This window comes from Belnapia sp. (assembly GCF_059504005.1).
The window spans coordinates 1-26,393 of the sequence record NZ_JCACHU010000137.1 but is presented as its reverse complement, the minus strand read 5'-3'; the positions used below and the strand labels follow the sequence as shown (position 1 = coordinate 26,393).

General features: G+C 64.8%; 19 protein-coding genes and 4 pseudogenes. 10 read left to right on the top strand and 13 right to left on the bottom strand.

The window, feature by feature from the left end; translation table 11 throughout:
* Positions 1 to 233 precede the first annotated feature (233 nt).
* On the bottom strand, positions 234 to 587 hold the full coding sequence (locus tag AC5JJ1_RS18940; RefSeq protein WP_495786665.1) for a LysR family transcriptional regulator substrate-binding protein: 354 nt from the start codon (positions 585 to 587) through the stop codon (positions 234 to 236).
* Positions 481 to 750, bottom strand: a complete 270-nt coding sequence (locus AC5JJ1_RS18935; RefSeq protein ID WP_495786664.1) for a hypothetical protein — start codon at positions 748 to 750, stop codon at positions 481 to 483. The genes AC5JJ1_RS18940 and AC5JJ1_RS18935 overlap by 107 nt, the downstream gene beginning before the upstream one ends.
* Positions 751 to 871: 121 nt before the next feature.
* Between AC5JJ1_RS18935 and AC5JJ1_RS18930 the strand changes: the two are divergent.
* The 4 genes and pseudogenes from AC5JJ1_RS18930 to AC5JJ1_RS18915 form a co-directional block, all read left to right on the top strand.
* Positions 872 to 1,000: pseudogene (locus AC5JJ1_RS18930) on the top strand (IS3 family transposase); the annotation flags it as partial.
* Positions 1,001 to 1,076: 76 nt separating this feature from the next.
* On the top strand, positions 1,077 to 2,084 hold the full coding sequence (locus AC5JJ1_RS18925) for an IS110 family RNA-guided transposase (protein ID WP_495786663.1): 1,008 nt from the start codon (positions 1,077 to 1,079) through the stop codon (positions 2,082 to 2,084).
* A gap of 287 nt (positions 2,085 to 2,371) precedes the next feature.
* Positions 2,372 to 3,417 (top strand): annotated as a pseudogene (locus tag AC5JJ1_RS18920) (IS3 family transposase); the annotation flags it as partial.
* 27 nt (positions 3,418 to 3,444) lie between these two features.
* Positions 3,445 to 4,151: pseudogene (locus tag AC5JJ1_RS18915) on the top strand (IS6 family transposase).
* Positions 4,152 to 4,228: 77 nt separating this feature from the next.
* On the opposite strand, the gene AC5JJ1_RS18910 reads toward AC5JJ1_RS18915, so the two are convergent.
* Positions 4,229 to 4,369, bottom strand: a complete 141-nt coding sequence (locus tag AC5JJ1_RS18910; RefSeq protein WP_495786662.1) for a hypothetical protein — start codon at positions 4,367 to 4,369, stop codon at positions 4,229 to 4,231.
* Between the two features lie 486 nt (positions 4,370 to 4,855).
* On the opposite strand from AC5JJ1_RS18910, the gene AC5JJ1_RS18905 reads away from it, so the two are divergent.
* Entirely contained in the window at positions 4,856 to 6,040 is a 1,185-nt protein-coding gene (locus AC5JJ1_RS18905) for a hypothetical protein (RefSeq protein WP_495786661.1), read from the top strand.
* 152 nt (positions 6,041 to 6,192) lie between these two features.
* Here AC5JJ1_RS18905 and bla read toward each other — a convergent pair whose 3' ends face one another.
* Complete coding sequence (gene bla / locus AC5JJ1_RS18900) at positions 6,193 to 7,080, bottom strand: class A beta-lactamase (protein ID WP_495786660.1); 888 nt, start codon at positions 7,078 to 7,080, stop codon at positions 6,193 to 6,195.
* A 105-nt stretch (positions 7,081 to 7,185) separates the two neighbouring features.
* Between bla and AC5JJ1_RS18895 the strand changes: the two genes are divergently transcribed.
* Entirely contained in the window at positions 7,186 to 8,070 is an 885-nt protein-coding gene (locus AC5JJ1_RS18895) for a LysR family transcriptional regulator (RefSeq protein WP_495786659.1), read from the top strand.
* A gap of 910 nt (positions 8,071 to 8,980) precedes the next feature.
* Here AC5JJ1_RS18895 and AC5JJ1_RS18890 read toward each other — a convergent pair.
* Both AC5JJ1_RS18890 and AC5JJ1_RS18885 read right to left on the bottom strand, forming a co-directional pair.
* Positions 8,981 to 10,209: pseudogene (locus tag AC5JJ1_RS18890) on the bottom strand (IS256 family transposase).
* An 88-nt stretch (positions 10,210 to 10,297) separates the two neighbouring features.
* Positions 10,298 to 10,522 (bottom strand): hypothetical protein, encoded by a 225-nt coding sequence (locus tag AC5JJ1_RS18885; protein ID WP_495786658.1) that lies wholly within the window; start codon positions 10,520 to 10,522, stop codon positions 10,298 to 10,300.
* 540 nt (positions 10,523 to 11,062) lie between these two features.
* Here AC5JJ1_RS18885 and AC5JJ1_RS18880 point away from each other — a divergent pair.
* Positions 11,063 to 12,892 (top strand): hypothetical protein, encoded by a 1,830-nt coding sequence (locus tag AC5JJ1_RS18880; RefSeq protein ID WP_495786657.1) that lies wholly within the window; start codon positions 11,063 to 11,065, stop codon positions 12,890 to 12,892.
* 37 nt (positions 12,893 to 12,929) lie between these two features.
* Here AC5JJ1_RS18880 and AC5JJ1_RS18875 read toward each other — a convergent pair whose 3' ends face one another.
* From AC5JJ1_RS18875 to AC5JJ1_RS18845, 7 genes are all read right to left on the bottom strand, one after another.
* Positions 12,930 to 14,165, bottom strand: coding sequence for a glycosyltransferase (locus AC5JJ1_RS18875; protein WP_495786656.1), 1,236 nt, complete (start codon positions 14,163 to 14,165; stop codon positions 12,930 to 12,932).
* A 102-nt stretch (positions 14,166 to 14,267) separates the two neighbouring features.
* Positions 14,268 to 15,632: an exopolysaccharide biosynthesis polyprenyl glycosylphosphotransferase gene (locus AC5JJ1_RS18870; RefSeq protein WP_495786655.1), complete on the bottom strand. Its 1,365-nt coding sequence runs from the start codon at positions 15,630 to 15,632 to the stop codon at positions 14,268 to 14,270.
* A 364-nt stretch (positions 15,633 to 15,996) separates the two neighbouring features.
* Positions 15,997 to 17,139: a GAF domain-containing protein gene (locus tag AC5JJ1_RS18865; RefSeq protein WP_495786654.1), complete on the bottom strand. Its 1,143-nt coding sequence runs from the start codon at positions 17,137 to 17,139 to the stop codon at positions 15,997 to 15,999.
* Between the two features lie 15 nt (positions 17,140 to 17,154).
* Complete coding sequence (locus AC5JJ1_RS18860) at positions 17,155 to 18,672, bottom strand: O-antigen ligase family protein (protein ID WP_495786653.1); 1,518 nt, start codon at positions 18,670 to 18,672, stop codon at positions 17,155 to 17,157.
* Positions 18,662 to 19,882 carry a GH39 family glycosyl hydrolase gene (locus AC5JJ1_RS18855; RefSeq protein ID WP_495786652.1) on the bottom strand — a complete coding sequence of 407 codons (1,221 nt, stop codon included), beginning with the start codon at positions 19,880 to 19,882 and terminating at the stop codon, positions 18,662 to 18,664. Before AC5JJ1_RS18855 ends, AC5JJ1_RS18860 begins: the two co-directional genes overlap by 11 nt.
* Before the next feature lie 50 nt (positions 19,883 to 19,932).
* Positions 19,933 to 21,153 carry a polysaccharide biosynthesis/export family protein gene (locus AC5JJ1_RS18850; protein ID WP_495786651.1) on the bottom strand — a complete coding sequence of 407 codons (1,221 nt, stop codon included), beginning with the start codon at positions 21,151 to 21,153 and terminating at the stop codon, positions 19,933 to 19,935.
* Position 21,154: 1 nt separating this feature from the next.
* Entirely contained in the window at positions 21,155 to 22,630 is a 1,476-nt protein-coding gene (locus tag AC5JJ1_RS18845) for a polysaccharide biosynthesis tyrosine autokinase (protein WP_495786650.1), read from the bottom strand.
* A gap of 480 nt (positions 22,631 to 23,110) precedes the next feature.
* Between AC5JJ1_RS18845 and AC5JJ1_RS18840 the strand changes: the two genes are divergently transcribed.
* From AC5JJ1_RS18840 to AC5JJ1_RS18830, 3 genes are all read left to right on the top strand, one after another.
* Entirely contained in the window at positions 23,111 to 24,391 is a 1,281-nt protein-coding gene (locus AC5JJ1_RS18840; RefSeq protein ID WP_495786649.1) for a lipopolysaccharide biosynthesis protein, read from the top strand.
* 43 nt (positions 24,392 to 24,434) lie between these two features.
* Positions 24,435 to 25,505, top strand: a complete 1,071-nt coding sequence (locus tag AC5JJ1_RS18835; protein ID WP_495786648.1) for a glycosyltransferase family 2 protein — start codon at positions 24,435 to 24,437, stop codon at positions 25,503 to 25,505.
* A 121-nt stretch (positions 25,506 to 25,626) separates the two neighbouring features.
* On the top strand, positions 25,627 to 26,202 hold the full coding sequence (locus tag AC5JJ1_RS18830) for a serine O-acetyltransferase (RefSeq protein WP_495786647.1): 576 nt from the start codon (positions 25,627 to 25,629) through the stop codon (positions 26,200 to 26,202).
* Positions 26,203 to 26,393 lie beyond the last annotated feature (191 nt).

The window sequence follows — 26,393 nt, the reverse complement described above, 5'->3', positions numbered from 1 at the left end:
GCCACCTCGTAAATCTGGATGTCGCCTAAGCCCGAGACTCCCATGTCCTCCTACACCATGGCTGGCGGCCGCGTGCAGCTCTTCGGGCCAGAGCCATGCCGGCCGATGGTCCTGGACGAAACCGATTGTGGCGGGCGCCCCGCCCGGCCAAGCGGCGGGCGTCTATGTCCCGGCCACAAGCTTGCCGCAGGGCATGCGCTGCGCGGGGCTGTGCCCGGGCATCGCCTCCCGCCTCAGCGCGTCGCGGACCCGGTCGGGTGCGGGATGGGGAACGCCTCCCGCATATTGGCGCCGAGCATGTCGCAGAACGCCTCGGCGTAGCGCGGGAGCGGTCGGCGCCTGTCCCAGTAAATCGCCGGCCGCTCCCGCAGCGTCTCGCCCCGATAGGCGATTGCCGAAACCTGCAGCCGGTACCGGTCGGTCCGCAGGACCGAGAGGACAATGGCAATGCCGTGCCCACTCTCAGCCATGGCCAGCAGCTTATGCGGCGTCCGGCTCTCGAAGGCGATGTTCGGCCGGATGCCGGCTAAGCGGCAGGCGGCGTCGAAGTTGCGGCGAAAGACGTAGTCGGTGTCGAGGACGAGCAGGGGGGTGTGGCGCGAGCCGGCCGATCTCGACGGCCCCGTTGGTTTCGAGCCCGAGCGAGGGGCCGAAGGCCGCGAGAAGGTCGATGGCCTCCAGCGGGCGGCAGGCGAAGCGCGTGTCGTCGGCCGGCACCACGCCCATCAGGTTCTGCCCGAGATGGCTCACGCCACTTTCGAGCCGAGCGCCCGTGGCGGACCAACCCATCACCTCGGTCAGCGTTATCCGGACCTTCGGGTAGGACGGTCTGCCGGTAATGTAGTCCGGGGGCAGCGAAGGGGTATCTGGGATGGCGCGGAAGAAGGCGCACACGCCGGAAGAGATCGTGGCGAAGCTGCGGCAGGTGAAGGTTCTAGTTGGCCAGGGCAAGACGGTGGCCGATGCGGTCCGGGCGATCGGGGTGACGGAGCCGACATGGCGTAACTGAGGGCGGGCGCACTCCGGGGTTGGTGGCAGCGAACGGGCTGCTACCCAGGCAATCGGAGGAGTGCGAGATGAGCTATTTCGTTGGCCTCGATGTCTCCATGGAGGAGACTGCCTACTGTGCCCGGAACGCCGAGGGGCGGATCCTTGGCCAGGGCAAGACGGTGACCGACCCGGACGCGATCGCCGCGGCCTTGGCCCGCTTCGGCCGACCCACCCGGGTAGTGCTCGAGACGGGGCGGATGGCGAACTGGCTGCACCGGCAGCTGATTGCCCGTGACCTACCGGCTGTCTGCGTCGACGCCCGCCAGGCCCACGCCGTGCTCAGCCAGATGCCGAACAAGACCGATGCCAATGACGCGGCGATGCTGGCCGAGTTGGCACGCACCGGCTTCTACCGTGCGGTACGGGTCAAGAGCGAGGCGGCGCAGGGCATGCGGGCATTGCTCAAGGCCCGCGAGCTGGTCCTGCGCCAGCGTATGGACCTCGACAACACCATCCGCGGTCTGCTGACGAGCATGGGCGTGCGCCTGCCGAAGGGTCCTCGGCGCTGGGCCGACCGGGTAGAGCTGGCGCTGGAGGCCAATGAAGCACTCGCCCTGGCACTGAAGCCGTTGCTGCGCCTGCGCGAGGACCTCGCCCGGTCCCTGGCGGAGCTCACCCGTCGGTTGCTCACCGAAGCTCGAGGCTCTGACCTGTGCCGCAGGCTGATGGGCGTGCCTGGCGTCGGCGCGATCACCGCTTATGCCTTCCTGGCCACCATCGACGACCCCACCCGGTTCGCCCATTCCAGATCCGTCGGCGCCTATGTCGGGCTGACCTCGAAGCGCTATCAGTCGGGCGAGGTGGACTACACGGGCCGCATCACCCGACGGGGCGATGGCATGCTGCGGACGCTGCTGTTCGAGGCGGCGTCGAGCCTGATCACCCGTGCGGGTGGGGGCGGTGCGTTGCGCGAGTGGGGCCTGCGGTTGCGGGCCAGGGTCGGCCACAAGAAGGCCAGCGTTGCCCTGGCGCGCAAGCTCGGGGTCATCCTCCATCGCATGTGGGTGGATGGCACCGAGTTCCGCGCAGCCTGACCGGCAGAGCAACCATAGAGGCAAGGAGGAAATCCAACAGGCGGGTGCAGATAGATTTTCGAGCTCTCGTCCCGGTCCGGACGGGAGGCGACGGCCGAGCCCGAGGTATTACGTGCGGCGCGCCAAGGTGCGACCGCGTAGCCCACAAGCTGGGAGGCCGAAGCCTAAGCCTTGGACGCCATCATGAAGCGCCGCGCGCCGAAAGCGCGCTGGCGACTTCGTAGAGAACCTTGCGCCGGACCAGGGAGGAGGATCAGGATCACCGTGCACCCGCCCTCAATTAGAGAACGTACTACCGCTGGCGGACCGAGTTTTGCGGCCTGAAGCTGGACCAAGTGCGGCGGCTGAGGGAGCTCGAGCGGGAGAACGCGCGGCTTCGGAAGGCGGTGTCGGACCTGACGCTTGAGAAGGTCATCCTGAAGGGTGCGGGGCATTGCCCCGCACCATCGGGAAAGTGGTGAGCCCGGCGCGGCGGCGGGCCTGCGTCGAGCATGTCGTGCGCGAGCTCGGCGTGTCGCAGCGAAAGGCCTGCGCGGTGCTGGGGCAGCACAGGTCGACGCAGCGGAAGGCGGCGCGTGCGCCGGACGACGAAGCGGCGCTGACGGTGGACATTGTCGAGCTGGCGAAGCGCTACGGTCGGTATGGCTACCGGCGGATCACGGCGCTGCTGCGGGATGCTGGCTGGGCGGTGAACCGCAAGCGGGTGGAGCGGATCTGGCGGCGCGAGGGGCTGACGGTGCCGCAGCGCCAGCCGAAGCGCGGCAGGCTGTGGCTGGCGGACGGCTCCTGTATTCGGCTGCGGCCGGAGCGGGCCAACCATGTCTGGGCCTACGACTTCGTCGAGGACCGGACCCGGGACGGACGGAAGATCCGGATGCTCTGCGTGGTGGACGAGTTCACGCGAGAGGCGCTGGCGATCCGCGTGGCGCGGAAGCTCTCCTCGTCGGACGTCATCGACACCTTGGCCGACCTGTTCATCGCTCGTGGCGCGCCAGCGCATATCCGCTCGGACCAGGGGCCGGAGTTCGTGGCCGAGGCAGTAAAGGGCTGGATTGAGAGCGTGGGCGCCAGGACCGCCTACATCGAGAAGGCGAGCCCTTGGGAGAACGGGTATGTCGAATCCTTCAACGGCAAGCTGCGGGACGAACTGCTGAACGGCGAGGTGTTCAACACGCTTCTGGAGGCGCAGGTGCTCATCGAGGGCTGGCGCCAGCACTACAACCAAATCCGGCCCCACTCATCGCTCGGCTATCGTCCGCCTGCCCCGGGGACGGTGCCACTGGCCAGGTCGCAGATCGGCTCAGGAGCAGGCGTGGCTGCGATGGCCCACTAAAATTCCACCCGGATCACTCAATGGGGGCTGGTCAACCCCGCCACCTACCCTGGCTACCGCTTCCTGGCCGAAGTTATCCGCCACGCGATCTGGCCGTAACATGTGTTCAGCTTGAGCCTGCGGGACGTCGAGTTGATCCTGGCCGAGCGTGGGATCACGGTCACGCACGAGAGCATCCGGCAGTGGGGCCTGAGGTTTGGGATCGACTTTGCCCAGCGGCTGCGCCGGCGCCAGCCGAAGCCGAGCGATATCTGGCACCTTGGTGAGGTATACCCGAGGATCAATGGTGTCCTGCACCACCTCTGCACGCGGTGGACCAAAACGGAGTGGTGCTCGGCATCCTGGTGCAGGATCGCCGGAATGCCAGTACCGGCGGGCGGTTCTTCAAGCGCCTGCTGGCCGGCCTGAAATACAAGCCGCGGAAGATCGTCACTGATGGGCTGCGCAGCTACGGCGTGGCGCACTGCGATCTCCTGCCTGAGGTGCAGCATCGGAGCAGCCGCCACCTCAACAACCGCGCCGAGAACTCCCATCGGCCAACCCGGCGCCGAGAACGCCAGATGCAGCGGTTCAAGTCGGCCGGGCAGGCGCAGCGCTTCCTGTCATCCCACGCCGTGATCTACGGCCACTTTCGCCCACGGCGGAACCTGATGACCTCCGCGCAGTATCGACGCGCTCGCGACAAGGCCTTGCGGGTCTGGCGCGAGGAGACGTGCGCCCGGACGGCGGCGTGAACGCGCAAGCCCTCGCGCGTCTCGATCCACTCGGGGATCACCCTAACAGCTTAGCAATGCCCGCCCAGAAGACTGCGTCAGACTTCCTCATCGATGCGGTTCTGTTCGATGGCCTGAAGTGGCGTCAGCCCTGCGTCGAAATACTTCCGCCATAGCCCCGCATCCACGTCGAAGGTTACGACAGCCTCAATCTCAGCGATCCAGGTCTCGAAGTTCATGTACTTGCTCCCGATGTATGACGACGTGGCTGCGGAAGCTGCCTTACCGGATCGCTAATCATAAAAGCTTTCTCCAAAGGTCTACAAAGGGGTCGTGAGCAGCCGCCCCACCCGACCGTTGGTTAACAAACGCTTCTATGCCTGAGATGCTCGGAAGCGGCTGGTCCGCTTTCGGCAAGATCCTGCCATGGCGGCTTTGCGCCCAATCCGGTCAACCTGCTGCCACGGTCGCACTCTCGATACGCGTCGTGTCGCGATTGTGCTAGGCCTCGCCGCCAAGTGCTCTCGGATTGCTCGGCGGGCCGCGGCTGGCTCAAGGCATTGGGTATGCCTCACTTCTTTTCCCATCTTCGCGAGCATCTCGGCAGCGTTAGCGGATATCCTGCAAACTGATGATGTCCACGGCCAGAATGCGTGGCGTTCTGCCGGTGTTCCAGGCGCTTCCAGGCGCTTGGTTACCGACCGACACGATGGTGGAGAGCCGCGATGTCGCACGAGAAGCTGCTGGCGCTCACGGAAGAGATCTACGATGCTGCCGCGGGCTCGACGCCCTGGACAGTGGTCGAGGCCGGTTTGAAATCGTTGGTTCAGGCACGGACGGCGTCGCTGATGGTTGGGGACGCGCTCACTGGCCAGACCGAGTTGCTCTGGCGTGAGGGCTTCCCGGATAGTGCCGTTGCGGCCTACCAGTCCCGCTACCGTCACCTCGACCTGTGGACCACCCGTGCCGCGGCGGTGCTGGCGCGCGGCGGCAGTGCGGCGCCGATCCGGCTTCTGATTGGCGGTGAGATGCTGGTGCCCGACCATGAGTTCGTGCGCAGCGAGTTCTACAACGACTTCGGCCGTCCGCTCGGGCTTCGCTACGTTCTCGGCACGGTGGTGCCGCTCGGCGAGGCTGGCATGATGCCGATCGGTCTGCACCGCCCCGATCGCGAAGCTCCGTTCGCGGATGCTGAGCGGCGGCTCGTCGACGGGGCCCTGCCGCACCTGCGACGGGCTATGCAACTGCGCCACCGGCTGAAGGCTGTGGTTGGCACGGCGGGGCTCGCGGCCCTCGATGCGCTGCCCTTGGGTGTGCTGGTGCTGGACGCGACCATGCGCGTGCTAGTAGCCAATACGGCGGCCGAGACGTTGGCGGCGGCTCCCGGAGCTGCCCTGCGGCTGCAGCAAGTGCGCCGGGCCAGCGGTGCTGGAAGCTGCACCGTTGCGGTAGCCTGCAGCAACGTCGAGGACGTCCGCTTTGCCGCATTGGTGCGGGAGGTTGCCAAAGACGGTCGGGCGGGTGGTGCCTTGCGCCTGAGTGCCGAGGACAGATCTCAGCGCATCGCCGCCCTCGTCGCCCCGTTGCCGCGGCGCCTCGCCGGACGCGGTGGTCCCGAGGCGGGTGCGGGGCGGGTTCAGGGCCAAGCCCTCGTCCTGCTGCGTGATCTCTCGCCCACAGTCCCGGCGTCGCTGCGGGCTGACATGCTCCGCGACCTATTCGGGCTGACGCGCGCCGAGGCGGAGGTGGCCTTGGACCTCGCAGGTGGGAGAACCACCGGCGCGGTCGCGGCGCGCCGGGGCCTAGGAGAGGCAACAATCCGCAGCCAGGTCCGCGCGGTGCTGGACAAGACCGGTGCTGCCAATCTGCGCGATCTGGAACGCCTGCTGACCAGCCTGCAGGGGATGTGACGCCAAGGCCGCGGACTGGATCGTCTGAACACTTCTTGTCGGCCTACGGCCAGACTATGCCGAACATATGAGCCCAGCCAACGTCACCCCCCCAAACACAATCACCCTGGGAAGTCGGCTGCGCGATGCCAGCGGCTATGTGCTCTGGGCATTCATCCCGCCCAAGCCGCAGCGACAGCAGCACCGACATCGGCCAGTGCGGCATTGCGGACAGGATCGTCAGCCGAACCTTCGGTCAGATAGGCGGCCACCAGCACCGGAGCTACGCCATTCGGCGGCCAGAGCAACCCAACGTCGTTGCTCGTGCCGTTCCCCCCGGTACCGGTCTTTTCCCCCGCTCGCCAGTCTGGCGGCAGCCCCGCCCGCAGGCGTGCATCACCCGTCTGGTTGGCGCGTAGCCATCCCACCAGCCGCTCCCTCGAGGACAGGGATAAGGCCGGACCCAGCGTCAGAGCCTGCATGGTCGCCAGCATGGCTGACGGACTCGTGGTGTCGCGCGGGTCTCCTAGACGGGCTTCGTTCAGATCCGTCTCCCTTCGGTCCAATCGGGTCACGTTGTCGCCTAGGGAGCGCAAATAGGCGGTGAGCCCTGCCGGACCGCCCAGAGCATCCAGCAGCAGATTGCCGGCGGTGTTGTCGCTGGTGATCATGGTGGCCTCGCACAGTTCGGCCAGCGTCATGCCGTTACCGCCCGCCTGTAGCGTGGTCACAGGAGAATGGGTCACCAAGTCTTCCTTGGTGAAGCGGACCCGCCGCTCCATGCTGTCGCGGCCGGCATCGGCGCGGGCCAGCACGGCGCCTGCCGCCAGGAGTTTGAAGGTGCTCGCTAGCGGGAAGCGCTCGTCCTGGCGGTAGCCTGCCCGCCGCCCGGTACCGGTGTCGAGCACCGCGACGCCAAGCCGTCCACCGCGCGCTGCCTCGATCCGAGCAAAGGCAGCTGGCAGCTTGGCGAAACCACCCTCCGCCCGAGCAGGCGCCAAGCCCGAGCCCCAACCACCCAATGTTGCCACACACCCCATCCACATCCGTCTGCCGATCACGCGCCGTCTCCTGTTGGTTGGCGGGCGGCAAAGTGCTCAGCGGACAGGGCACCGACAAACGATCAATCTTCACGGGAGACCCAAGAAAAACTAATATGTTCGCCCATGAGCATGCGCCATCTCCCGCTCAATGCCCTCCGTGCCTTCGAGGCGGCGGCGCGGCAGTTGAGCTTCACCCGGGCCGGTCTCGAGTTGCGGGTCACTCAAGCGGCCGTCAGTCACCAGGTGAAGGAGCTTGAGGAAATCTTGGGCGTCCGGCTGTTCCGCCGCCTGCCCCGCGGACTGGCCCTGACCGAGGAGGGCGAGGCCCTGTTGCCAGTGCTGACCGACGCGTTCCGCCGCATCGCCGGCTCGTTGGACCGGTTCGGGGGTGGGCGCCTGCGAGAGGTGCTGACGCTCGGCGCGGTCGGTACCTTCGCCACCGGCTGGCTGTTGCCGCGCTTGCCGGAGTTTCGCGCCGCATACCCATTCATCGACCTGCGGCTGATGACCAACAACAATCGCGTCGACCTGGCTGGCGAGGGGCTGGACTGCGCCATTCGTTTTGGTGACGGCGCTTGGCATGGCACAGAGGCCACACGTCTCTTCGCCGCGCCGCTGTCGCCGCTGTGCGCGCCGGTCCTGGCCCGACGCCTGCGCCGACCTGCGGACCTGCTGCGAGAGACCCTGCTGCGCTCCTATCGCGTTGAAGAATGGGATCGATGGTTCGCTGTGGCAGATCTCGCCGCCCCCACCGTTCACGGCTTCATCTTCGACTCTTCCTTAACCATGGCGGAGGCGGCAATGCAGGGCGTCGGTGTTGCGCTGCTGCCGGCGCGCATGTTCGAGCGCGATCTGCGCCAAGGCTGTCTGCTCCGGCCCTTCACGGCAGAGGTGGCGCTCGGGGAGTACTGGCTCACCCGCTTGAAGTCGCGGAGCGAAACCACGGCGATAGCCGCCTTCAGGGCTTGGCTTCTAGAGCAGCCCGAAGTCGCTTCCGAAGCAACCTGACGATGGGCCGACCGAAGCCGCGGGGACTTTAGCGGAAGCGCCAGCAGGTACACCTTCAAGTGGAAAGTGGTCTGAATCACCAAGCGCTACGCCAGTCAAAGGGGACGCTTCCAAGTTCCGAACTAGGGCAAACGCAGCGGCTTGCTCAAGCGATCTCGCGCCAATGCGACGAGCGCCATAGGTACAGGAGCAGGCGCGGTCATCGGCTTATGCAAAGCGGTTGTTGGCAGGACGCGGTGCTGTGGCTCCCCTGGCAGCGCCAGGGAGGGTTAGGAACTGCCTGGTTTTGGCTTGCGAGATGGTACTTGAGCTTCGCGCGCATCTGACCTGCCGAATGACTGGCCATCCGAAGGCGCGACGGCCGAAGCATAGGGTCGGCGGCTGCGGCGACATTGGGGAAGATCGACGCGCCATCAACGACTGAGGTGTGTCCCCCTCCGCCTCGGCGTGAGTTGATTTGAACGAGCAGTCATCTTCGCCCACATCGTTCGGTAACGGCGCGGCACCTCGCTCTACTGCCGGAATTGATGTTGGTTCGCCCATATCGCCGGATAGAGGGGCGGCGCCGCGCATCGTTCCGAAGTTGCAGATGAAACACTCATTGCGCGTCCCCCGCGCGACAAGGCGCGGTCCTGCCTTCAACTCGGATAACAAAGCTATTCGGTTGTAGCCCGCGCCGCGTCGGAAGGACGGCATGCATTTCCGACGGCCATGTCGCCCAGATGCTCGATCCCAAGGCGAAGCGCGGAATATGCGCGGTAGCGCCTCGCATGCGACCTGGTCAGTAGGATGGGCGCGGTCTCCGCAGCCGTGGTCAAGCGAGCGGAGGAGGCTCCCACTTCGACCCGGTGGGGTCGTGCCCCCGGGCGTGGTGTAGGAGCGGTGCTCCTCAGCGGGCTGTGCCGCAGTGTCAAACAGCTGCAACTGGCAGGCTGACGGCCGGAGTATCGCTCACCGCGGTCATGGTCTCCAGCGTCATGTAGCGCGATCGCTGGGTGGCCCATTCATCCGACTGCTCGAGGAGGAGGGCACCGACGAGCCTGACGACGGCGGCCTGGTTGGGAAAGATGCCGACCACGTCGGTGCGGCGCTTGATCTCGCCGTTGAGCCGCTCGATGGGGTTGGTCGAGTGGAGCTTGGCCCTGTGCTCGCGGGGAAAGTCCATGAAGGCCAGTACGTCCTCCTCGGCAGCCTCCATCAGGCTGGCGAGCTTCGGCACCCTGGGGCGGAGCTGGCCGGCAACCCGGCGCCACTGGGCGTGAGCGGCAGGAGCATCGGCCTCGGCATAGGCGGTGCCGATCCAAGCCGAGACGATGCGGCGCTGGGTCTTGCCGGCATGGGCCGCGGCGTTGCGGCCGAAATGAACGCGGCAGCGCTGCCACGTCGCCCTGAGCACCTTGGCCACCGCGGCCTTCAGGCCCTCATGGGCGTCGGAGATAACCAGCTTCACGCCGCGCAGGCCGCGCCGGGCCAGGCCGCGCAGGAAGTCCGTCCAGAAGGTCTCCGCCTCGGAGGCGCCGACCGCCATGCCGAGCACCTCGCGCCGACCATCGCCATTGACGCCCACCGCGATGCTGACTGCGACCGGTTGGAGGCACTGCCTTCAACAGGCGGCCGGCCTCCCTGACCTTCACGTAGGTGGCGTCGAGCCAGAGATAGGGCCGTCGGCGTATACGCCGACCACTCGATCGGCCGGGAGAGGAAATCCTGCACCCGTCCATCGATCTCGGCGCACAGGCGGCTCACCTGGCTCTTGCTGATCCCCTCCATGCCCATGGCCCGGACCAGGTCGTCCACCGAGCGGGTGGAGATGCCCTGGACATAGGCCTCCTGGATCACCGCCGTCAGCGCCTTCTCCGCCAGCCGTCTCGGCTCGAGGAAGGCCGGGAAGTAGGAGCCACGCCGCCGCTTCGGAATGCGCAGCTCCACCGTCCCGGCCCGGGTCTGCCAGTCCCGCTCCCGATAGCCGTTGCGCTGGTTCACCCGCCCGGGGCTCCGCGCGCCATGCTCGGCGCCGCAGGCCCCCTCAGCATCCAGCTCCATCAGCCGATGGGCGGCAAAGCCAATCATCTCCCGAAGGAAAGTAGCATCAGAGCCCTTCTCCAAAAGCTCCCGAACAGCGATCCTCTCATCGGTCATCGTGGCGTCCTTGGGTCAGAGTTGCGTGTCGCAACACAACCCTACCGAGGACTACCGCGATGGCCGCTACCGTTACGACAACGGCCTCCTACACCGCACCCAGGGACGCGACCCCCGCTTGACGGCAGTAGGCGGCGAGATCGGCCTCATTCATGGCAGCCGTCTCGATCACCGCGGCGAACTTGTCGCGCGACGTCCAACCCTCCGGGCCAGCATCGGCATCGGGCAGCAGCCGCCCTTGGCTGCCGGCCTCGCGGCGCCAGGCGTGCAGGGTTGCCTCGGAGATCCCCTCCTCCTGGGCCAGCTGCCGCAAGGGAGCCGCGTTCGGCGGCTCCAGCTTCTTCAGAACCGCCGCGCGGCGCTCTGGTGAGTAGGCCAGCTCATCCCTCCGTCCCGCCCCTCCGAAAATGAATGATCATCTCAAGGCGCCGGACAACTTCCCTGACAGAGAGGGTTGACCGACCCGATTACAGAAGGCTGTTATCTTGAAGCAAATAGTTGCGTTATCGATCGTTCTTGAGGCTGGTTGGATTGTGCTGTTACCGCCATCTGGCGCAGGAAAGTCTAATCGGTCAGTGTTTTGCCGCAGTTGCGCTACCGAGGCCATGACGGGTAATGATTGCCTGCCACAGTCGTTGGGGGACGACCTGAAGCGCATTCTTCTAGCAGCGGGAAAGGGAGGCGGCGGCAAAACGATGCTTTGCCGCAACCTCGCCGCCGCAGCAGCCCACGACGGTTTAAAAACGGTCACTTAGAAGTAGCTCAGGATCCCGGACTTCCAGAGGCGAGCATTTCAGCAGTGTAATTCAACCTGTAGTGGACATAAGTCAGCTGCTCCATTACCCTCCTTTTCATGAGCCACGTTCCGCCCGCAGCACTGCTACCTCACCAACCGGACGGACGAGTTTTTTACAACCGCGCAATATTCTCTGCTGCTTTCGGAAGCCCGATCAGTGCGGATTCGAAAAATATCGCCAGGCTAGTCGGGAATGAGTTCGCGCCGGTGCACGAAGCAGCCGGCCAAACCGGTGCGCCGTCCACTGTCTCGGCAAAGGGGCCATGGCCTGATGCGGACAAACCGGTTAGTTCCGCGGGAGGCGCCTTGAGCCTTGCCGAGCCCGACATCATTTGGGGGGTCGAACCTGCCGCGATACCGCCCCTAGTCGGCGACTGGCACACGTCGACGCCAGACGCGTATACGGACTTCGCGGCAGCCTTGGCCATTGATGGCGATCAGCTTGTCATCATCGCCAAAAAATCCACCACGACCAGCCCGCAACCCGAGACGTTCTTCAACACGTCTCCACGCGGCAAGGGGCCGGTGGAAAGCCCCGCGAGTCCTGTCACTACCCCCGCTCCCGCTCCCGCGCCAGTCCAGGCCGAGCTAACGCCCGCACCTGTCCCGACCGCCTCTCCAGTACAGGTCACGACGGCTACAATGTTAGCAGCGGCAGTCCCCATCAAGGTCGTAGCAGCACCCGCGTCGTATTCTCTGGCGATCTCGAGAGCGGCAGACTTCGTTCATTCACTCGGCGTGAATACGCACCTGGGGAACCCTTCGTATGACGACGTGGAGGTCGTTCTCAAGCAGTTAAACTATATTGGCGTGAACCACATACGCGACTGGTTCCCCGAACAGGTCTGGGCGCTGCAATATTCCCAGAGCAGCACTCTCGCTTCAGCCGGGGTCAAGCTGGATGCCCTGCTGCCGAACATCAACCCGGTCGACCTCGACGCCCATATGGCGAGCCTCACCGCCTTCGCCCGCGCCCATCCCGGCGTGGTGACCTCGGTCGAGGGGCCGAACGAGATCGACGCATCCCCTGTCGTCTACCAGGGGCTGGCGGGGATCGAGGCGGTGCAGGCCCTGCAGAAGGACCTCTACGCCGCGGTGCACAGCAGTGCGGACCTGGCCGGTGTGCCCGTTTACAACTTCACGACGGCATGGCTGCCGCAGAGCGCCTACGGCATTGGAGATATGTCGGCCTACGCGGACAACGCCAACGTTCATGGATACGTGCCTAACGGACTGCGGCCCGCCGACTGGCTTCCGCAAACCATACAGAACTTTGCCGCTAACCTGCCTGGCAAGCCGATCGTAGTGACAGAGACCAACTACTACACACTGCCCCAGGACTCCGATTGGGGCGGGGTCAACCAGGATGTGCAGGCAAAGTACGGCTTGTACACCGCGCTTGAGAACTGGAAATCCGGCATCGCCGCAACGTTCTTCTACGAACTCCACGACCAGGGTTCTGATTTCAATCGGGAGAACAACTTCGGACTGTTCCAGGCGAACGGCTCGCCCAAGACCTTCGCTACGGCCTTGCACAACCTGACCACGATCCTTGCAGACCCCGGGCCGGGGGCGGATTCTTTCAACCTTAAGCCGCAGGCTATCTCATTCGCCGGATTGCCCAGCTCGGCCTCCGCGCAGCTCATGCAGAAGCGCGACGGCACCTCCGACCTCGTCGTCTGGGACGAGCAGCAGATTTGGGACCCCGTCAATCACGTCCACCTGGCGGCGACGGCCTCGGACGTTACCCTGTTTTTGGCGTCGAATTTCTCGACGGTCGAGCTCTTCGATCCGCTGGTGGGCAGTGCGCCTGTCACAACCTACCACCACGTCAATCACATCATGTTCCAACTCCGGGACGACCCCCTGATTTTCCACCTCATCTGATGCTGAATCTGGGGAGCGTTCCGCCGTACGTAAGCCGTCACGCGGTCTGACGACCGACCGCGGCAGACGCTGTCTCCACCTCAGGCTGGTCCGTGGTGACCATCGTGGGCTCTGGCACGGCGACAGACGATGCGCCTTCACCGCCACCATTGCGAAGGGATCGATACAGGCTGATCGTCTCCTGGTTCATCCGTTCCGCCGTGAAGCGCTCCAAGAAGCGCTTGTGCCCCTGCGCCCCGTAGCTCGCCAGGGTTTCCCGGCTCACCAATCTGATCATTTCGGCGACCGTCTCTGGGTCGGACAAGTCGAAGAACCGGCCAGTGACCTCGTCGACAACAACGTCCCGCAGCCCTCCCACCGGCGTGCAAAAGATCGGCAGCCCGGAGCGCATCGCCTCGAGCGCGACGATTGGCAGCCCCTCCCATCGCGACGGCATGAGGAGCAGGTCGGCATGCTCATACAACTCGACGACCTCGGCGCGGTCCCGCCATCCAAGTAGCGTCACGTTCTCAGGGATCGAAAGCTGCGTCTCAGCGGGTCCGACGACATAATCCCCGACCGCGAAACACTCGGCTATGTCGCTCAGCCTCGCCATGACCGTGAGGCAGAAATCAAAGCCCTTCTGCCGATCAAAGCGGCCGACGAACAGGACGCGGAGCTTGCCCTGTCGCTCCGCCTTCCGAAAAGCGCCGTCGTCGGACAAGGCGGGCAGCGCCTTGATGCCGTTCTCGATAACGACGCATTTCGCGGCGGGGATGCCCGCGGTGACCGCATCCTCCTTCTCCGCGCGGGAGACGCAGACGATCCGGTCGGTGAAGCGGGCTAGCAACTTCTCGGCCGCTACGATCAGCGGCCTGGCCGAACTCGTGCGGGAGAAAGCCCAGCCATGCGGGCTGTAGACAACTTTCGGCCGCCTGACGCCGACCGCCGCGCCCAGCCGCGACATGACGCCGGCAAAGGTCGAATGCACGTGCAGAATGTCGGCGGAAGTCTGCGCCACGACGCCCCGCGTGAGCTTGCCGAGGCGCAGCAGCCCGGCAACCGAGCCCCGCTTGTGTTCAAAGGAGCTGACGACCAGCTTCGGGCTGTCGATCCGGATGATCGAGGCGGCATTGACCTCCGGCCCGACAACGGCGATGGACTCGACGGCGGGAGACTGCGCCTGGAACGCTACGGCTTCCTGCAGGTAGCTCAGGACGCCTCCACCCGGCGCTTCGGTCACATGGGCCAGGCGCAGCGGACGGCTCGCTGCCTCAATAGACTCGTTGGGCATTTCGAGTTCCGCTCCAAATTGCTGCATCAATCGGTCAGCCGGTGTGATGCGAGCGCCGCGCCTGGATCACCCGTTTGTTGCAAAAGGTACCGCCGGGCGGCGTCAGTACGCCCCAGAACCGGCGAGCACAACGCGGACCGTCCGCAGCAGGATCCAGGCGTCGAGCCAGACGGACCAGTTGCTGACGTAGAAGGCGTCAGCAACCTCGCGGATCTTAAGGTCGCTGTTACTCCGCGATGTGACCTGCCACAGGCCGGTCAGACCGGGCGGCACATCCCGGCGTAGCGCTTGGCCCGTTGTGCTGTACCGCTCCACCTCGCGGGTGGGCATGATGCGCGGCCCAACGAGGCTCATGTCGCCCCTGACGATATTCAGGAGCTGCGGCAACTCGTCGATGCTCGAGCGGCGCAGGAAGCTGCCGACCTTCGGGATGATGCGCGGATCGTCCCGGAGCTTTAAGGTACGCTCGAATTCGAAACGCGCCGCCGGGTTGCTCGCCAGATACTCCGCTAGCCGTTTCTCGGCGTCCGGAATCATTGTGCGGAGCTTGTAGATTCGCACCGGCTGCCCGTTGATGCCCTCCCGTGTCTGCGAGAAGAAGGCGGGTCCGGGGCTCGCCAGCTTCACGGCCACCGCTGCCAGCCCGATGATCGGTGCCGCCATGATCAGAATCGGCAACGAGACCAGGATGTCCACGGCCCGCTTGGCACGCCGCTGGCTTTCCGAAAAGCGCGCCTGCCGCACCTCCGTCGCCAAGTAAGGCCCGATCGGCCGCGACCGCGCCCACAGATTGCCAAGCAGAGTCGCGTCGCTCAGCACCTGCACACGGGGGAAGGTCTCCGCAAGGTTGGCCGCCAGCTTGTCGAGCTGCTCATTGTTCATCTCTCCCGGCCTCAGCGAGATCAGCGCGTGGCGGACCGGCCAGGGGAAGGTGCGGACCTTGATCGCCTCGATGGGGCCGAGCACCGGCACTCCATGGACCGCCGGCGTCGCCAGGCGGCTGGCGTCGCCGAAGACCCCTACCGGTACCATGCCGAGTTCCGGGTCTGCGCGCATTTCGCGAATCGCAGCCTCTGCCAGAGGGCCCACGCCCACAATCACGTAAGGCATGCAGTAGAAGCCGTTGCGAAGGAGAACTCCGCGCACGAAGCTGCGGGCGAAGTAGCAAGCAGGAAGGGCGAGCAGCCAGATTGCGAGCCCGGCGAACCGGTACGTCTCAGTCTCCTCCGTCGCCAGCAGAGCGATCAGGTGGGACAGCGCGACGATGAGGGTGGTCAGCACCGACCGCCGCAACTCCTCCGGATGCGGCATCCCAAAAGGGGGATAGAGCCCCACCGCCCAGCGAAATAACAACCAGCAGACGAACACCGGCCAGAGGCCCCAGAACAATGGAGTCGCCTCCCAGATCACGCTGCGGATGGCGTAAACGACAGCGGTGCAGACGGCGAAAACGAGCGCGTCGGCCATAGCGAGCCCGGCGCCGGAAACCAGCCGGGCACGTTGGAACTGCGGGGCGGCGGTGGCTACACCCGCTGACCTGACCTCGGTTAGGCTGGGATCCCGCCGGCCGGCGCCTGATAGTAACTGGCGTCTCGGTCCGCCTCCACCTGTTTCGAAGACAGCTTCCTTCGGCACCGCCGATCCATTTGTGCTGCGGAACGCAGGATCGGCGCTCACGCGCCCCGCCTCTGACGACACCGGCTACCGCACTCGAACGGGCACATGCCCATGCGCAGGTGGTTGTTCAAAAACACGAATGCGCCTCATAACAACAGCCCCAGCCACCCAAATGGGAGAATGATAGACAAGTGAGGGTCCGTCAATCGCAGAGCTAGGTGCCTTCACGCGCTTGCAATGTGTGATTCCTCAAGGCAAGTCTCATCGCCTGCTCTGCAGCACTCGCTTCGGACACGCTTCGCTCGACTTCCTCCAAACTCGTTTCACCGCGCCGAAACAAGAGACTGGTGCGCGTCCGACGCGCTTCGGCCTCGAGGAACGCCGCACAGCTGTTGCGAAGCGCAGTGGCTGCCTCGGTCCCGCTCGCCGGCCGCTTATCAGCCACATCGAATGCCTCGAGCGCACGGAGCAGGCTCGCCTGCGCGCCGACCACCGCGGCACGCAGCCGGTTCTGCTCGTCGACCTGCCCATTTGAGGCGCGCGTGCCGAGGCTGAGAACATAGGCATCCACCTGCCGCACGAGAAACAGCGCGGCGGCCACCAGACCGCTCTCCGCCTCCGCGGCAGTGGCCGGAGCCGCCTGCTCCGCAGGGTGGTCTGGCATCTCCATCCGGTCGAGGAGGGCTACCACACCGGAAGCCGAACTATTTTGTTGCCCATCGGGAGGGACTGGAGCCATGCCGATCTTCCGCGCAAAAAGGCGTGCCTTCGAGTCGCCTGCGGTAGCTTGCCGCGCGATGAGTTGCGACGCCTCGCGAGCCAGTTCGTTCAGCGCCGTGACCTGTTGCTCACTCCATTCGCGGGGCTTGTCGTCCAGCACGCAAACAGTGCCGACTGCCTCGCCGCTGTCCAAGACAATGGGACAGCCGGCGTATGCGATAACCAGACCGCTCATGACCGCGGCATGGTCCTTGAAGTCTGGGCGCAGCCGCGCGTCGGAGATCACCAGCGGCTTCACCGCCGCGACGGCGTAGCGACATAGCGACATGGCCAAGGTTGTTTCCTGCTCTGCGCGGAAGACATCGCTCGAGCCCTGGGCGCTCTTGAAGAACTGGCGGTCGTCGGCCACCAGCGAGACGAGCGCTACGGACGCGTCCATCACCTTGGAAGCAGCCAAGGTCAGACGGTCGAATAACGCTTCTGGCGGGCTATCCAGTAGCCCAGTTCGCCGCACCGCTGCGAGGCGTTTTGGGTCAGCAATGGGGTCGGATGACTGCGGCATTGTCCAAAGTCCCAACTGCATGAATTCGGAGAAAATACACGAGAAGTTATAGGTCCATCCGGTTCGTTGGGCCAACCAAAGAACACAACGTTATCGCTCGCCGGCGCCGCTGAGAGGGCCACCCACTCCCGGAAGCCAAGAGGGACAACGGGCCTGCCCAACTGTACCAGCGGCAGTCGCGCCATGGGGGCGGTCACGGGCAAGCTGAGCTGCCCGCGCCGTGAAGCAGGCGCCCGCGCCCAGGGCGAGCCACATCATCGGGATCCGGAACGTGTCCGTGGTGATGCCGGTTACTAGAATGCCGACAGAACTCATGATGATCGGATAGGCGATCGCCGGCACCGCCCTGCCGAAGCTGGCGAAGGTCAGCGCCGCGCGACGGACCGACAGGATCAGGGTGCCCCACACCGCCAGCCAGCCGGCGAGACCGACCAGCCCGAGTTCAGCGGCGATCCGGGCGTAGAGCGAGTAGGTATTCGGCCAAGGTGCTTCCGGATGGACGAGCGATGCCCCGATCTCCGGGCTGAGGAACCCCCAAGAGGGCATGTGGAGCGAGGCGCGGAAGGCGAACTGGCCCAAGCCCGAGCCCAGCGTCGGTTGCGATGCGAAGATGTTCAGCGCCGTCACTTGGTAGGCGAGCCGCGACAGGTCCGACACCGAGTCGCCGGCGACGACTTCGCTGATGAGCTGGTCGAGGTTTGCGCCATAGGCCGCAACACCAGCGGTGATCCCCGCCAGCAGGAGCACAGCGGCAGATCTGGCGGCCAACCTGTTGACCAAGCCACTGCCAGGCAGGAACAGGATACGTAAGGCGCCGAAACAAGCGACGTTAGCGGCGAGCAGGAGCCATCCCGTGCGCGCTTGCGAGGCCACGACGAGGATCGTGAAGGCTGCCAGGAGCGCGATGTGGGCGAGCCGCCTCGCCCCCCGCGTCATCAGCACGGCACACAGCAACCATGGCCATGCCAGCCCGGCGAAGTTGCCGAAGGCCGGGGGCTCGAAGGAGACGGTCCGGAGGCGCTTGTCCCACGCCTCGACCAGCTTGAGGTTTATCGCGTTGTTCCAAGGTTGCACCTCCTGGTCGGAGCCGGCGTGGACCGCCGCGTCCAGGGTCGTGTAGACCGGAAGCGTTACCCCTGCCCGATGCGCCCCCTCCAACACGCCGTAACCGATGCACAGGACCGCGCTGAGGCAGATTGGGAGAATGAGGCAAGCGTACCATCGCCCGGGCGCGACGGCGCAGGTCATCCAGGCAAGCGCGAGACCGTAAACCAAGACACCGGTCGACGTGACCATTTTGGGCGCGCCGGCCCGCCCATGGAATGTGGCAACGGCGATCTCTGCGGCATTCCACATGGCGGAGAGGAGGACGGCGCCGAGGATGATGGCGCCCGCCCCGCACAGGAATTGGAAGCCGAGGGGCGGACGCACCTCACGTACCAGCGCTGCCCCGGTAGCCTTCAGGGCCTGCAGGCCCATAGCGGCCGCGAAGAAATAGAATGACGCCTCGTTGCTCAACTCGCCGATGGCGCCCACACCACGGATCGCGTCGAACGGCACCGCGACCACGCCCAGCGCGAACAGAACCGTGATCAGGTTATCGAGCATGTCCGGTCACGGCGATGCGGTTGCCGCGCGTGATTTTTGGGGAGATGCCGAGCACGACCGTCGCATCCCCGATGGTCGCACGAACATTGCGGCTTGGGTCGGCCGACCTGACCCAGGCGACGACGTGCTCGACACCGGCCTCCTCGAACAGCAGAGCCTGGACGAGGGAACTTCCCGTCTCCAGGCGGCGGATGAAATCCATACGCAGCATGCGGGGGAGCAGCGCGTCGTCCAGCCCGCTCTTGGAGACGCCCTGGGCGGTGATCAGGCCGAAATGGGACTCGGGATTGAGCGGCTCGTTCCGCGAGTCCTTCCACTCGTACCAGACTGTTGCGGCCACGCCGCTCGCCAGATTGGCCAAATATGTCCGAGCCAGGTAGGCGGCTTGCGTCTCGGGTCCGACCGCCGAGATCGGGTAGCCCCATTCCGTGCAGAGCATCGGCAGGGCGCGTGCCCGCGGTGACAGGCGGTCTAGGAAGGCGCGGCTCGCCATGTTCTCGGGCGCCACGCTCTCCGGGTCCGGCTGCACCCCGCCCTGGATGCGGTAACTGTGCATGCTCAGGCCATCGAGGCAGTCGAGGGCGTCCATCTTGGAAAGTTCGGAAAAGAATTGTGGAACGCGGTTGGGCAGGGCGGCCGTGCCGGGGGCGAGCACGGCGGCGTTCGGCGAGGCTGCCTTGATAGCCGCGCAGGCCGCGCTGACCAATCTCGCATAGCTCTCCGGATGCGGCGCCGGCGGCCAGAAGATCCGCGAGTCCGGCTCGTTCCAAATCTCCCAGGTGATGGAGCGCCCCGCATATCGCCGGGCGGCGGCCGCGGCGAAGCGGCTGAAGGCGGCCCTTTCGGCTTCGGTCTCCGGTGGCGCCGCGACCCGCGTCCATCTCGCCCCTGGATCCCGCGGCAACTCCAGCATCCGGCTGTATAGCGGATTGCCGGTCCCGAGAATCACGACGGATCCGAGGCCAGCGCGCTCGACCTGCTCGATGAACTCATCCGGCCCGGACCAATCGAACTCACCGGGAGCTTTCTCGACGGCGTCCCAGGCGATGCCCCACCTAATGAAGCCGAAGCCGAGGTTTCTAATCCGCTCCAGGTCGGATCCTGTGACGTGCCAGACCTGGACATGAATCCCGAGACCCGAGGGGACGCGCTCCGGCCGGGATGCCGCCTCGGGGTGCGCCCAGGGGGCAAGCGCGGCGACCAGTATCATAGCCCAGGCGAAACCCCGCCCGGACACGCGTACTGCCTCCATGCTGCGCGTCACCGGCCGCGCCTCGGCTCGGCTGCATCGGCCTGCATGTCGTTCCTGACCACTTCGACGCTGTCGCCAGGCTGCAATGCCGTGTCGAGTTCTGCTTGAAGAGTCATGGTCATCCCGTTTACGAGGCGCCGGACTAGGATCTTGGGCGTTGCAACGTCACCGTCGGCAGCGGCGGGCCCGTCAGACCGACTTGCAATGCGCTCCCGCGCTGATTTCAGACGGAACCGCGCCTTGCCGGCTTCCGCGACGGCTGCCGTTAGCAGTTCAAGCTGGTTCGCTCGGCGCTGGTCATCGAAGTTTTGGAGCTGCAGCTCGCGCTCTTCTACCTCCCGCCGCGCCTGAGCGAGGCGCAGCTGGACGTCCAGGTGCTGCGATCGTGCCTGGGCGAGGCTGCGCTCCGCGCCTTCCGCCCGGACGGTGGTACCCACACCTCTCTGGAAGAGGTCGCCGGCACGGCTGGCTTCGCTAACCGCCTGTTCGTAGCTTGTCCGCTGCTGCCGCTCCGCCTGTTCGAGCATCGCTACGTCTGCGCGCGCCACCACCAGCATCCGCTCCAGGCGAACCTTCTCGTTCGCCCGGGCTTGGCGTTCGGCCTCCATTTGCCGCGCTTCAGCGGCGACGATCTCGCGTAGAACCGCATCCGGCACGCCCGGCGTTTCCGTGATTGCCGCTGGGTCGAAAGTTGCTGCGCCGGACAGCTCCGCCTCAAGTCTTGCGATCCGCGCCTGCTGCCGTGCCAAGTCGATCGCCGTCGCGCCGTAATCGGCGCGCGCCTCCACCGCCTGTGCGGCGGTCAGCCGCCCCAGCCCGCGGGTGACGTCGAACCCGCCGGCCAGGGCAATCGCGGCGCGCACCGCCATGCCCGGCCGGTAGCGGTACTCGCCCGGCCTAGCCACGTCGCCGTCCACATAGATCGGACCGTACTCAAATACCGAGACAATGGTCCTGCCGCGCTGCACCACGTTCCGGGCCACCAGCGATGCCTGGATTCGCTGGCCGAGCTCAGCCAGACCGACATCCGTGGCCCTCACCTGGCCGAGCACCGGCAGGGTGATGTCGCCGCTGCCATCAACGGTCACGCGGCGGTTCAGAGCTGGTGCGCCAGCCACCATGAGCTCCAGTACGTCGCCGCTCCGGGCCACGTAATCCGCCCGCGCCGGCGTCAGCGCGAGCAGGAGGAAGCCGGCAACCAGACCGCCACGCAGGATCGTCGCTATCATCTCAGCTCCGCCGCATGGCAGCGCAACCCGCATGGTCCGAACCGTACACTTGCGCGTAAGTCTGGTCGTATGCGGAAAGCTGCCTGACATCCACCCGCGAAATGGCAAGGCCAGCTACGCGCCCGCCACTCTCTTGGATCATCCGCAGCGCCTCCTGCAGCACGCCCCAGGTTGTGGAACCCCAACGGACGATAACGATCACCTGGTCGGACAACCGGGCAAGTAGCAACGCATCCCCTACGACCAGGACCGGCGGCGAGTCGATGAGGATAACATCGAACCGCGCCCGCCAAGTCTCAATCTGGGAACGCAAGCGACCGGAGCCGAGCACCGCCAGTGGATGCGCATGTGGGCTGCCCCCGGTCAAAACGTAAACCCCTGTAGCTCGGTCCAGGCGGATGGCGAGCTCCAGCGCGTCATCCGCGTCCAGGCTGTCTGCTAGTCCCGGAACGGCCTCAAGATTAAAGATTTGGTGGAGGGCGGGAAAGTGCAGGTCCGCATCGACGAGCAGCACGCGGTCCCCGCAGGCGGCCATAGACGTGGCCAGTGCTGCCGATGTGGTGGACTTCCCCTCGGCCGGCAGCGCGGAGGTGAGAAGCAGCACGGTGCCGCTTTCTGGACGTGGCCGGGGCAAAGTCGAAATGGCGGCATGCAGTGAGGTCATTGACGTTGAAAAAGGAAGCGCCGCCTCGCCTAGAACCCTCGCAGCGCCCGCCGCATTGCGCCGCTGGGCTCCGGTGGTCTCGGGTATGACCCCGAGGGCACGCAGGCCGCGGCGAGCAACCTCCTCCGTGCTCAGCACAGTCTGCTGTGCTCGGAATTCCTTCAGCAGCACCGAGGCCAAGCCCACCGCAAGCGCGCAGAATGTGCCAATGCCGAGCACGAGCGCCGGGTTGGGCAGGGAAGGCGCCGATGGAGGGGTGGCTGCGGCCGCAACCGCCATATGGACGATCTGGAATCCTTCGCGCTCAGCCAAGCTCAGCCCTGTCAGGAAGCTTTCATCCTCGGCGGCGAACCGAGCTAAGGAGTTGACGATCGCGGCGGCGAGCCGGGGGTCGGAGGAAGAATAGAGGACGCGGAGCTGGGCCGCGCGCCCGATCCGCTCAATGCTGATTCCATTGCGCAGATCGTTGGCGATGGCATCACTAGGATTGACCGGTCCAATTAGATCGAGCGCGCGAGACCTCCCGAGAAATGATCCAACGGCTTGCCGCAGCCGGATGAGCAACGGAGGTTCTTGGCGGACGGCGCGGGCGAATTCTGCCCTGTCGACCAGTTTAAGCTCGCTCGCCACGTGGCGCAGGGCTGCCTGCGACCGTAAAATGGCGGTTGCGCCGTCGATGTCGGGCTCGCCGCGGAGCGGTTCGCGAGCCTGATCGCCTGTCAGCTCCGGTCCCCGGACCCCGACCAGCAGCGTCGCCTGCGCGACAAAGCGATCCGGGACCAACAGCAGGTATGCCGGCGCCAGGAGAAACACCGGCGTGAAGACCAGAAGGAAGCGCCACTTTCGGCGCCATAAGACGCGGAGTCCGCGCTCGAGGCCGGCGCGCGGATCAGGTGGCAGTTGTGCTGCTGAGTCCAGCCAAGCGGCGTCCGATCTCGACGATGCGTTTGAAGCTTGTAGTTGAATGAACCGAGCTCCCGTTAATCCTCCATCGCGGGCGGCGATAGCACGCCTGTCCTAGCCCCAGGTCGATTTCCTGTCGCCCACAACGACAGCGCCGCCCTCCTGGTTCAGATCGGCGACGTCCGGCGAACCCCATGGCCCAGGCTGCACTGTTCATACTTGTGCGATCTGTCAGTTTTTTAAATGCTGATTCGCGGGAATCATTGAAGCGTGTCAATTTATCATCCACACGACCGGAGCCTCGGCAAGGATGGCTTCGGAGAGGAACGATTCCGCGGCGCGGCGGCTTAGATCTGCCCACTCTCCATGGCGAAGTAGCGCAAGGACGGCATGGAATCGCAATTCACCTTTAGAAGCCTAGGTCTGACCCGGCGCATTGCCAGGGTTGGGGTCGCTGGTCTCCCCTTTGTCCTGCGGCTCGCAAGCCTTGCCGGCAAGTTTGGGCTGTCGCTCTATATCGTCCGGTATCTGTCCCTCGATGACCTCGGCCTTTATGGCCTGGTCTTCTCCGCCTCCATGATCGCAGTCGTCCTTTATGGCGGACGCATCGATCATGATCTGGCGAGGCAAATCGTGGACATGCCGGCGCACGAGACCCGTGCGCTGCTGCGAGACAAAACCTTTTTCTTTCTCCTCAACTATGCTGTGACACTGCCACTCATCTTTGCGCTGTACTGTCTAAGGAGCGAAACGCTAGCCTTTCTCTTCCTAGCTTATTTGATCTGCTGCCTTGAGAGCTATGCGAACCTACTCTTCGTCACCACCACCTACTTAGGCCGGCCGATCCTTGCGAACGTGGCGTTCTTCATCCGGGCGGGTCTCTGGTCGCTCCTGGTGATCGCCATCGGGCTTGTCCTGCCTTCGACCAGGACATTGTGGGTCGTTCTGGCCTTCTGGGTGGCCGGGGCCTCAGCAAGCATCGCGCTAAACCTCCTGTACCTGGATGTGGTGCGCTGGCCGGGCCCTCGCGCAGTCGCTGTGGACTGGGCGCGGATCCGAAGTGCTTTGCGGCGAAGCTTCCCAATCTGGATCGGCTCGATCGGGCTGACCGGAGGGTCGTATCTGGACCGGTTCGTCCTCGGCGCCTTCCTCGATCTGAAGGTGGTCGGCCTAGCGACCTTCTACACCTCATTCACTGCGGCCATTGTCACCTTGGTGAGTAGCGGAGTGCTAAGTGTAGCTGCGCCGAAGCTCGTCGGCAGCGCCTCGCGGGCCGATGCCGAGAGTTACAATCGCGAGCTCCAGCGGGTCGGGTTGACCGTTGCGGCCCTCGGCGGCACCCTGTGCCTGCTGGTTTGGATCGCTGTCGGCCAGTTCGCGGCAATCCTGCAGTTGCGCGAGATCGAGGAGAGCATGCTTGCCCTAGGCCTCCTCATGATCGCGACCCTGGTACGCCTCGTTGCGGAGACAGGATTTTTCGGTCTCTATTCACGCCACAAGGATAGGGCCATTTGGGTCAGCAACATCGCCTTCCTCGTTGCCTCCTTGCTGCTGAACCTGCTGCTGGTGCCGTTCCTGGGCCTCAATGGGCTGGGCTTCGCCAGTGTCCTGGCCAACCTGCTCCTGCTGGCACTCCGGCGTGAGGGACTTCGCGCCTTCAGGGGCGGATAGGGCTGACTGAGACCGCGTTGGCTCGAACTGCTGGAAGGATCACATGGAAGGTCTTCATCCGGAACTAGTGCAGCGGGACCAGCGCCCGGTCGGAAACGACGGGACCGAGGTCCGGCTGTTCGGTGTCCTGCGCAACGAAATGCTCCGCCTCCCGTACTTTCTCGAATACTACCGCAAGCTTGGCGTGTCGCGCTTCTTCCTCATCAGCAACATGTCGACCGATGGTTCCGAGGAATACCTGCTTCAGCAGCCCGACTGTCACGTCTTCTTCACAGCCGGGTCGTATGGAAAGAGCCGGGCCGGTGTCGCGTGGCTGAACTCACTTTTGGACGTCTTTGGGCTGTCTCACTGGATCGTCCTCGCCGACATCGACGAATTGCTCGTCTACCCGAACTGCGAGCACGCAGATCTGCCGCGGTTCTGCGACTGGCTGGGCCGGTCGGGCCACGAGGCGATGTATGCGTTGCTGCTCGACATGTACAGCAAGCAGCCCATCCGCAATCTGCGTTACGAACAGGGCGAGGACTTCCGGCGGGCCTGCCCGTACCACGATGGCGCCTACTTCCTCGTTCGCCGATATGGTTTCCCGAACCCAGCTTCCGCCTTCCCGCCGTTCGAGCACATCGGCGGCCCACGCCTTCGGCTCTGCTTCGAAGAGCAGCACACGCCGGCTGTCTGGCCGCGCTTGAAGCCGAAGCTGGAGCGCCGCGCCCTTAGCGTTGCCCATAAGCTGGGGCTGCTCAAGGAGCGGCAGCTTCCAACCGTTGCCACCCAGGCGTTCAAGGTTCCGCTCGTCAAGTGGCGACAGGGAAATGCCTTTATCAACAGCCACCGGCTCAACCCCGTGAAGCTCGCCCCCGTGACCGGTGCGCTGCTGCATTTCAAATACTTCCAGGACTTCAGCCAGAGGATCGAGGACGCTTTGCAAAGCGGAGAGCACTATGGCGGCGCTGTCGAATACCGCCGTTATGCCGAGCTACTCGAGAAGAGTCCGGTTCTTTCGCTCGCAGATGCGGGAAGCGTCGAGTATTCCTCCAGCCAGGACTTGGTCGACCGCGGTCTGATCCGGACCGTTGCCGAATGGATGGCGGAGAACTCGATGGTGCCGGTCTAGGTGTGCTGTCCTGGAATGTCGTGGTGCGTTCTCTCGTGAGCAGGAGGACGCCTTACATCAGCAGGACATATTCAGGCGCGTCGGTGGCGCAAATTAACGTGCAAACATCTCGGTGCGACCCATGTTTAAGCAAGTAACATCATTTTTTGACCTGATCGCCGAGGACGCCAGGGCGTTTGGGCGGGAGCGTCTCTCGGTCGTTTTCTGTCTTATGGCCCTATTCGGTCTGAATAAATTTTCTGCCGTTCTCCTGTATCGCGTCCAGTCGTTACTCTTCGACAAGCGGTTTCCGCTTTCCACCCTGGCAAAGCTAGCCGGCAGATGGAACTCCTTATGCAACAGTTGCGAGTTTTCGGCACACGCGAGGATCGGTCCGGGTCTGCATATACCTCACCCAATCGGCATCGTGGTCGGGGCTGTAACTGCCGGACCCAATTTAACGATATTACAAAATGCCAGCTTGGCGTTAAAAGACCGCCGCCTTCCAGATCGCGACCGCAGCAACTACCCATGTTTAGGCGCCAATGTAACCATTGGCCCAAGTGCCTCCGTAATGGGCAGAATCCTTATCGGTGACAACGTGTTGATTGGGGCCAATGCTGTTGTTCTCAAAGACGTGCCGCCGGGATGTCGTGCTGTTGGGAATCCTGCTCGCGTATTACCCGCCAGAGCAGTCTCTGAAGAGTTTGCGTCATAAAGTCCATCCGAGATCATTTAAAGCATTCTCAGCTTTGACGGGTTCAGCCAAGCCTCGCTGGTGCCGGGGAAGGTTGTCTGGCCAACTATCTTGTGACTGCTGGTCGCCCGATATGGGTCTGACTAACCCGAACCTGCTCTAGTGTTCTGACCGAGACAGAGGATTCCCTATCCGGTTGGGATGTGCGATCC

Coding starts and splice junctions, on each gene's coding strand:
- AC5JJ1_RS18925 (WP_495786663.1), top strand. CDS start 1,077: ATGAGCTATTTCGTTGGCCTCGATGTCTCCATGGAGGAGACTGCCTAC.
- AC5JJ1_RS18910 (WP_495786662.1), bottom strand. CDS start 4,369: ATGAACTTCGAGACCTGGATCGCTGAGATTGAGGCTGTCGTAACCTTC.
- AC5JJ1_RS18905 (WP_495786661.1), top strand. CDS start 4,856: ATGTCGCACGAGAAGCTGCTGGCGCTCACGGAAGAGATCTACGATGCT.
- AC5JJ1_RS18895 (WP_495786659.1), top strand. CDS start 7,186: ATGAGCATGCGCCATCTCCCGCTCAATGCCCTCCGTGCCTTCGAGGCG.
- AC5JJ1_RS18880 (WP_495786657.1), top strand. CDS start 11,063: ATGAGCCACGTTCCGCCCGCAGCACTGCTACCTCACCAACCGGACGGA.
- AC5JJ1_RS18875 (WP_495786656.1), bottom strand. CDS start 14,165: ATGCCCAACGAGTCTATTGAGGCAGCGAGCCGTCCGCTGCGCCTGGCC.
- AC5JJ1_RS18870 (WP_495786655.1), bottom strand. CDS start 15,632: ATGGCCGACGCGCTCGTTTTCGCCGTCTGCACCGCTGTCGTTTACGCC.
- AC5JJ1_RS18860 (WP_495786653.1), bottom strand. CDS start 18,672: ATGCTCGATAACCTGATCACGGTTCTGTTCGCGCTGGGCGTGGTCGCG.
- AC5JJ1_RS18855 (WP_495786652.1), bottom strand. CDS start 19,882: ATGATACTGGTCGCCGCGCTTGCCCCCTGGGCGCACCCCGAGGCGGCA.
- AC5JJ1_RS18850 (WP_495786651.1), bottom strand. CDS start 21,153: ATGATAGCGACGATCCTGCGTGGCGGTCTGGTTGCCGGCTTCCTCCTG.
- AC5JJ1_RS18840 (WP_495786649.1), top strand. CDS start 23,111: ATGGAATCGCAATTCACCTTTAGAAGCCTAGGTCTGACCCGGCGCATT.
- AC5JJ1_RS18835 (WP_495786648.1), top strand. CDS start 24,435: ATGGAAGGTCTTCATCCGGAACTAGTGCAGCGGGACCAGCGCCCGGTC.
- AC5JJ1_RS18830 (WP_495786647.1), top strand. CDS start 25,627: ATGTTTAAGCAAGTAACATCATTTTTTGACCTGATCGCCGAGGACGCC.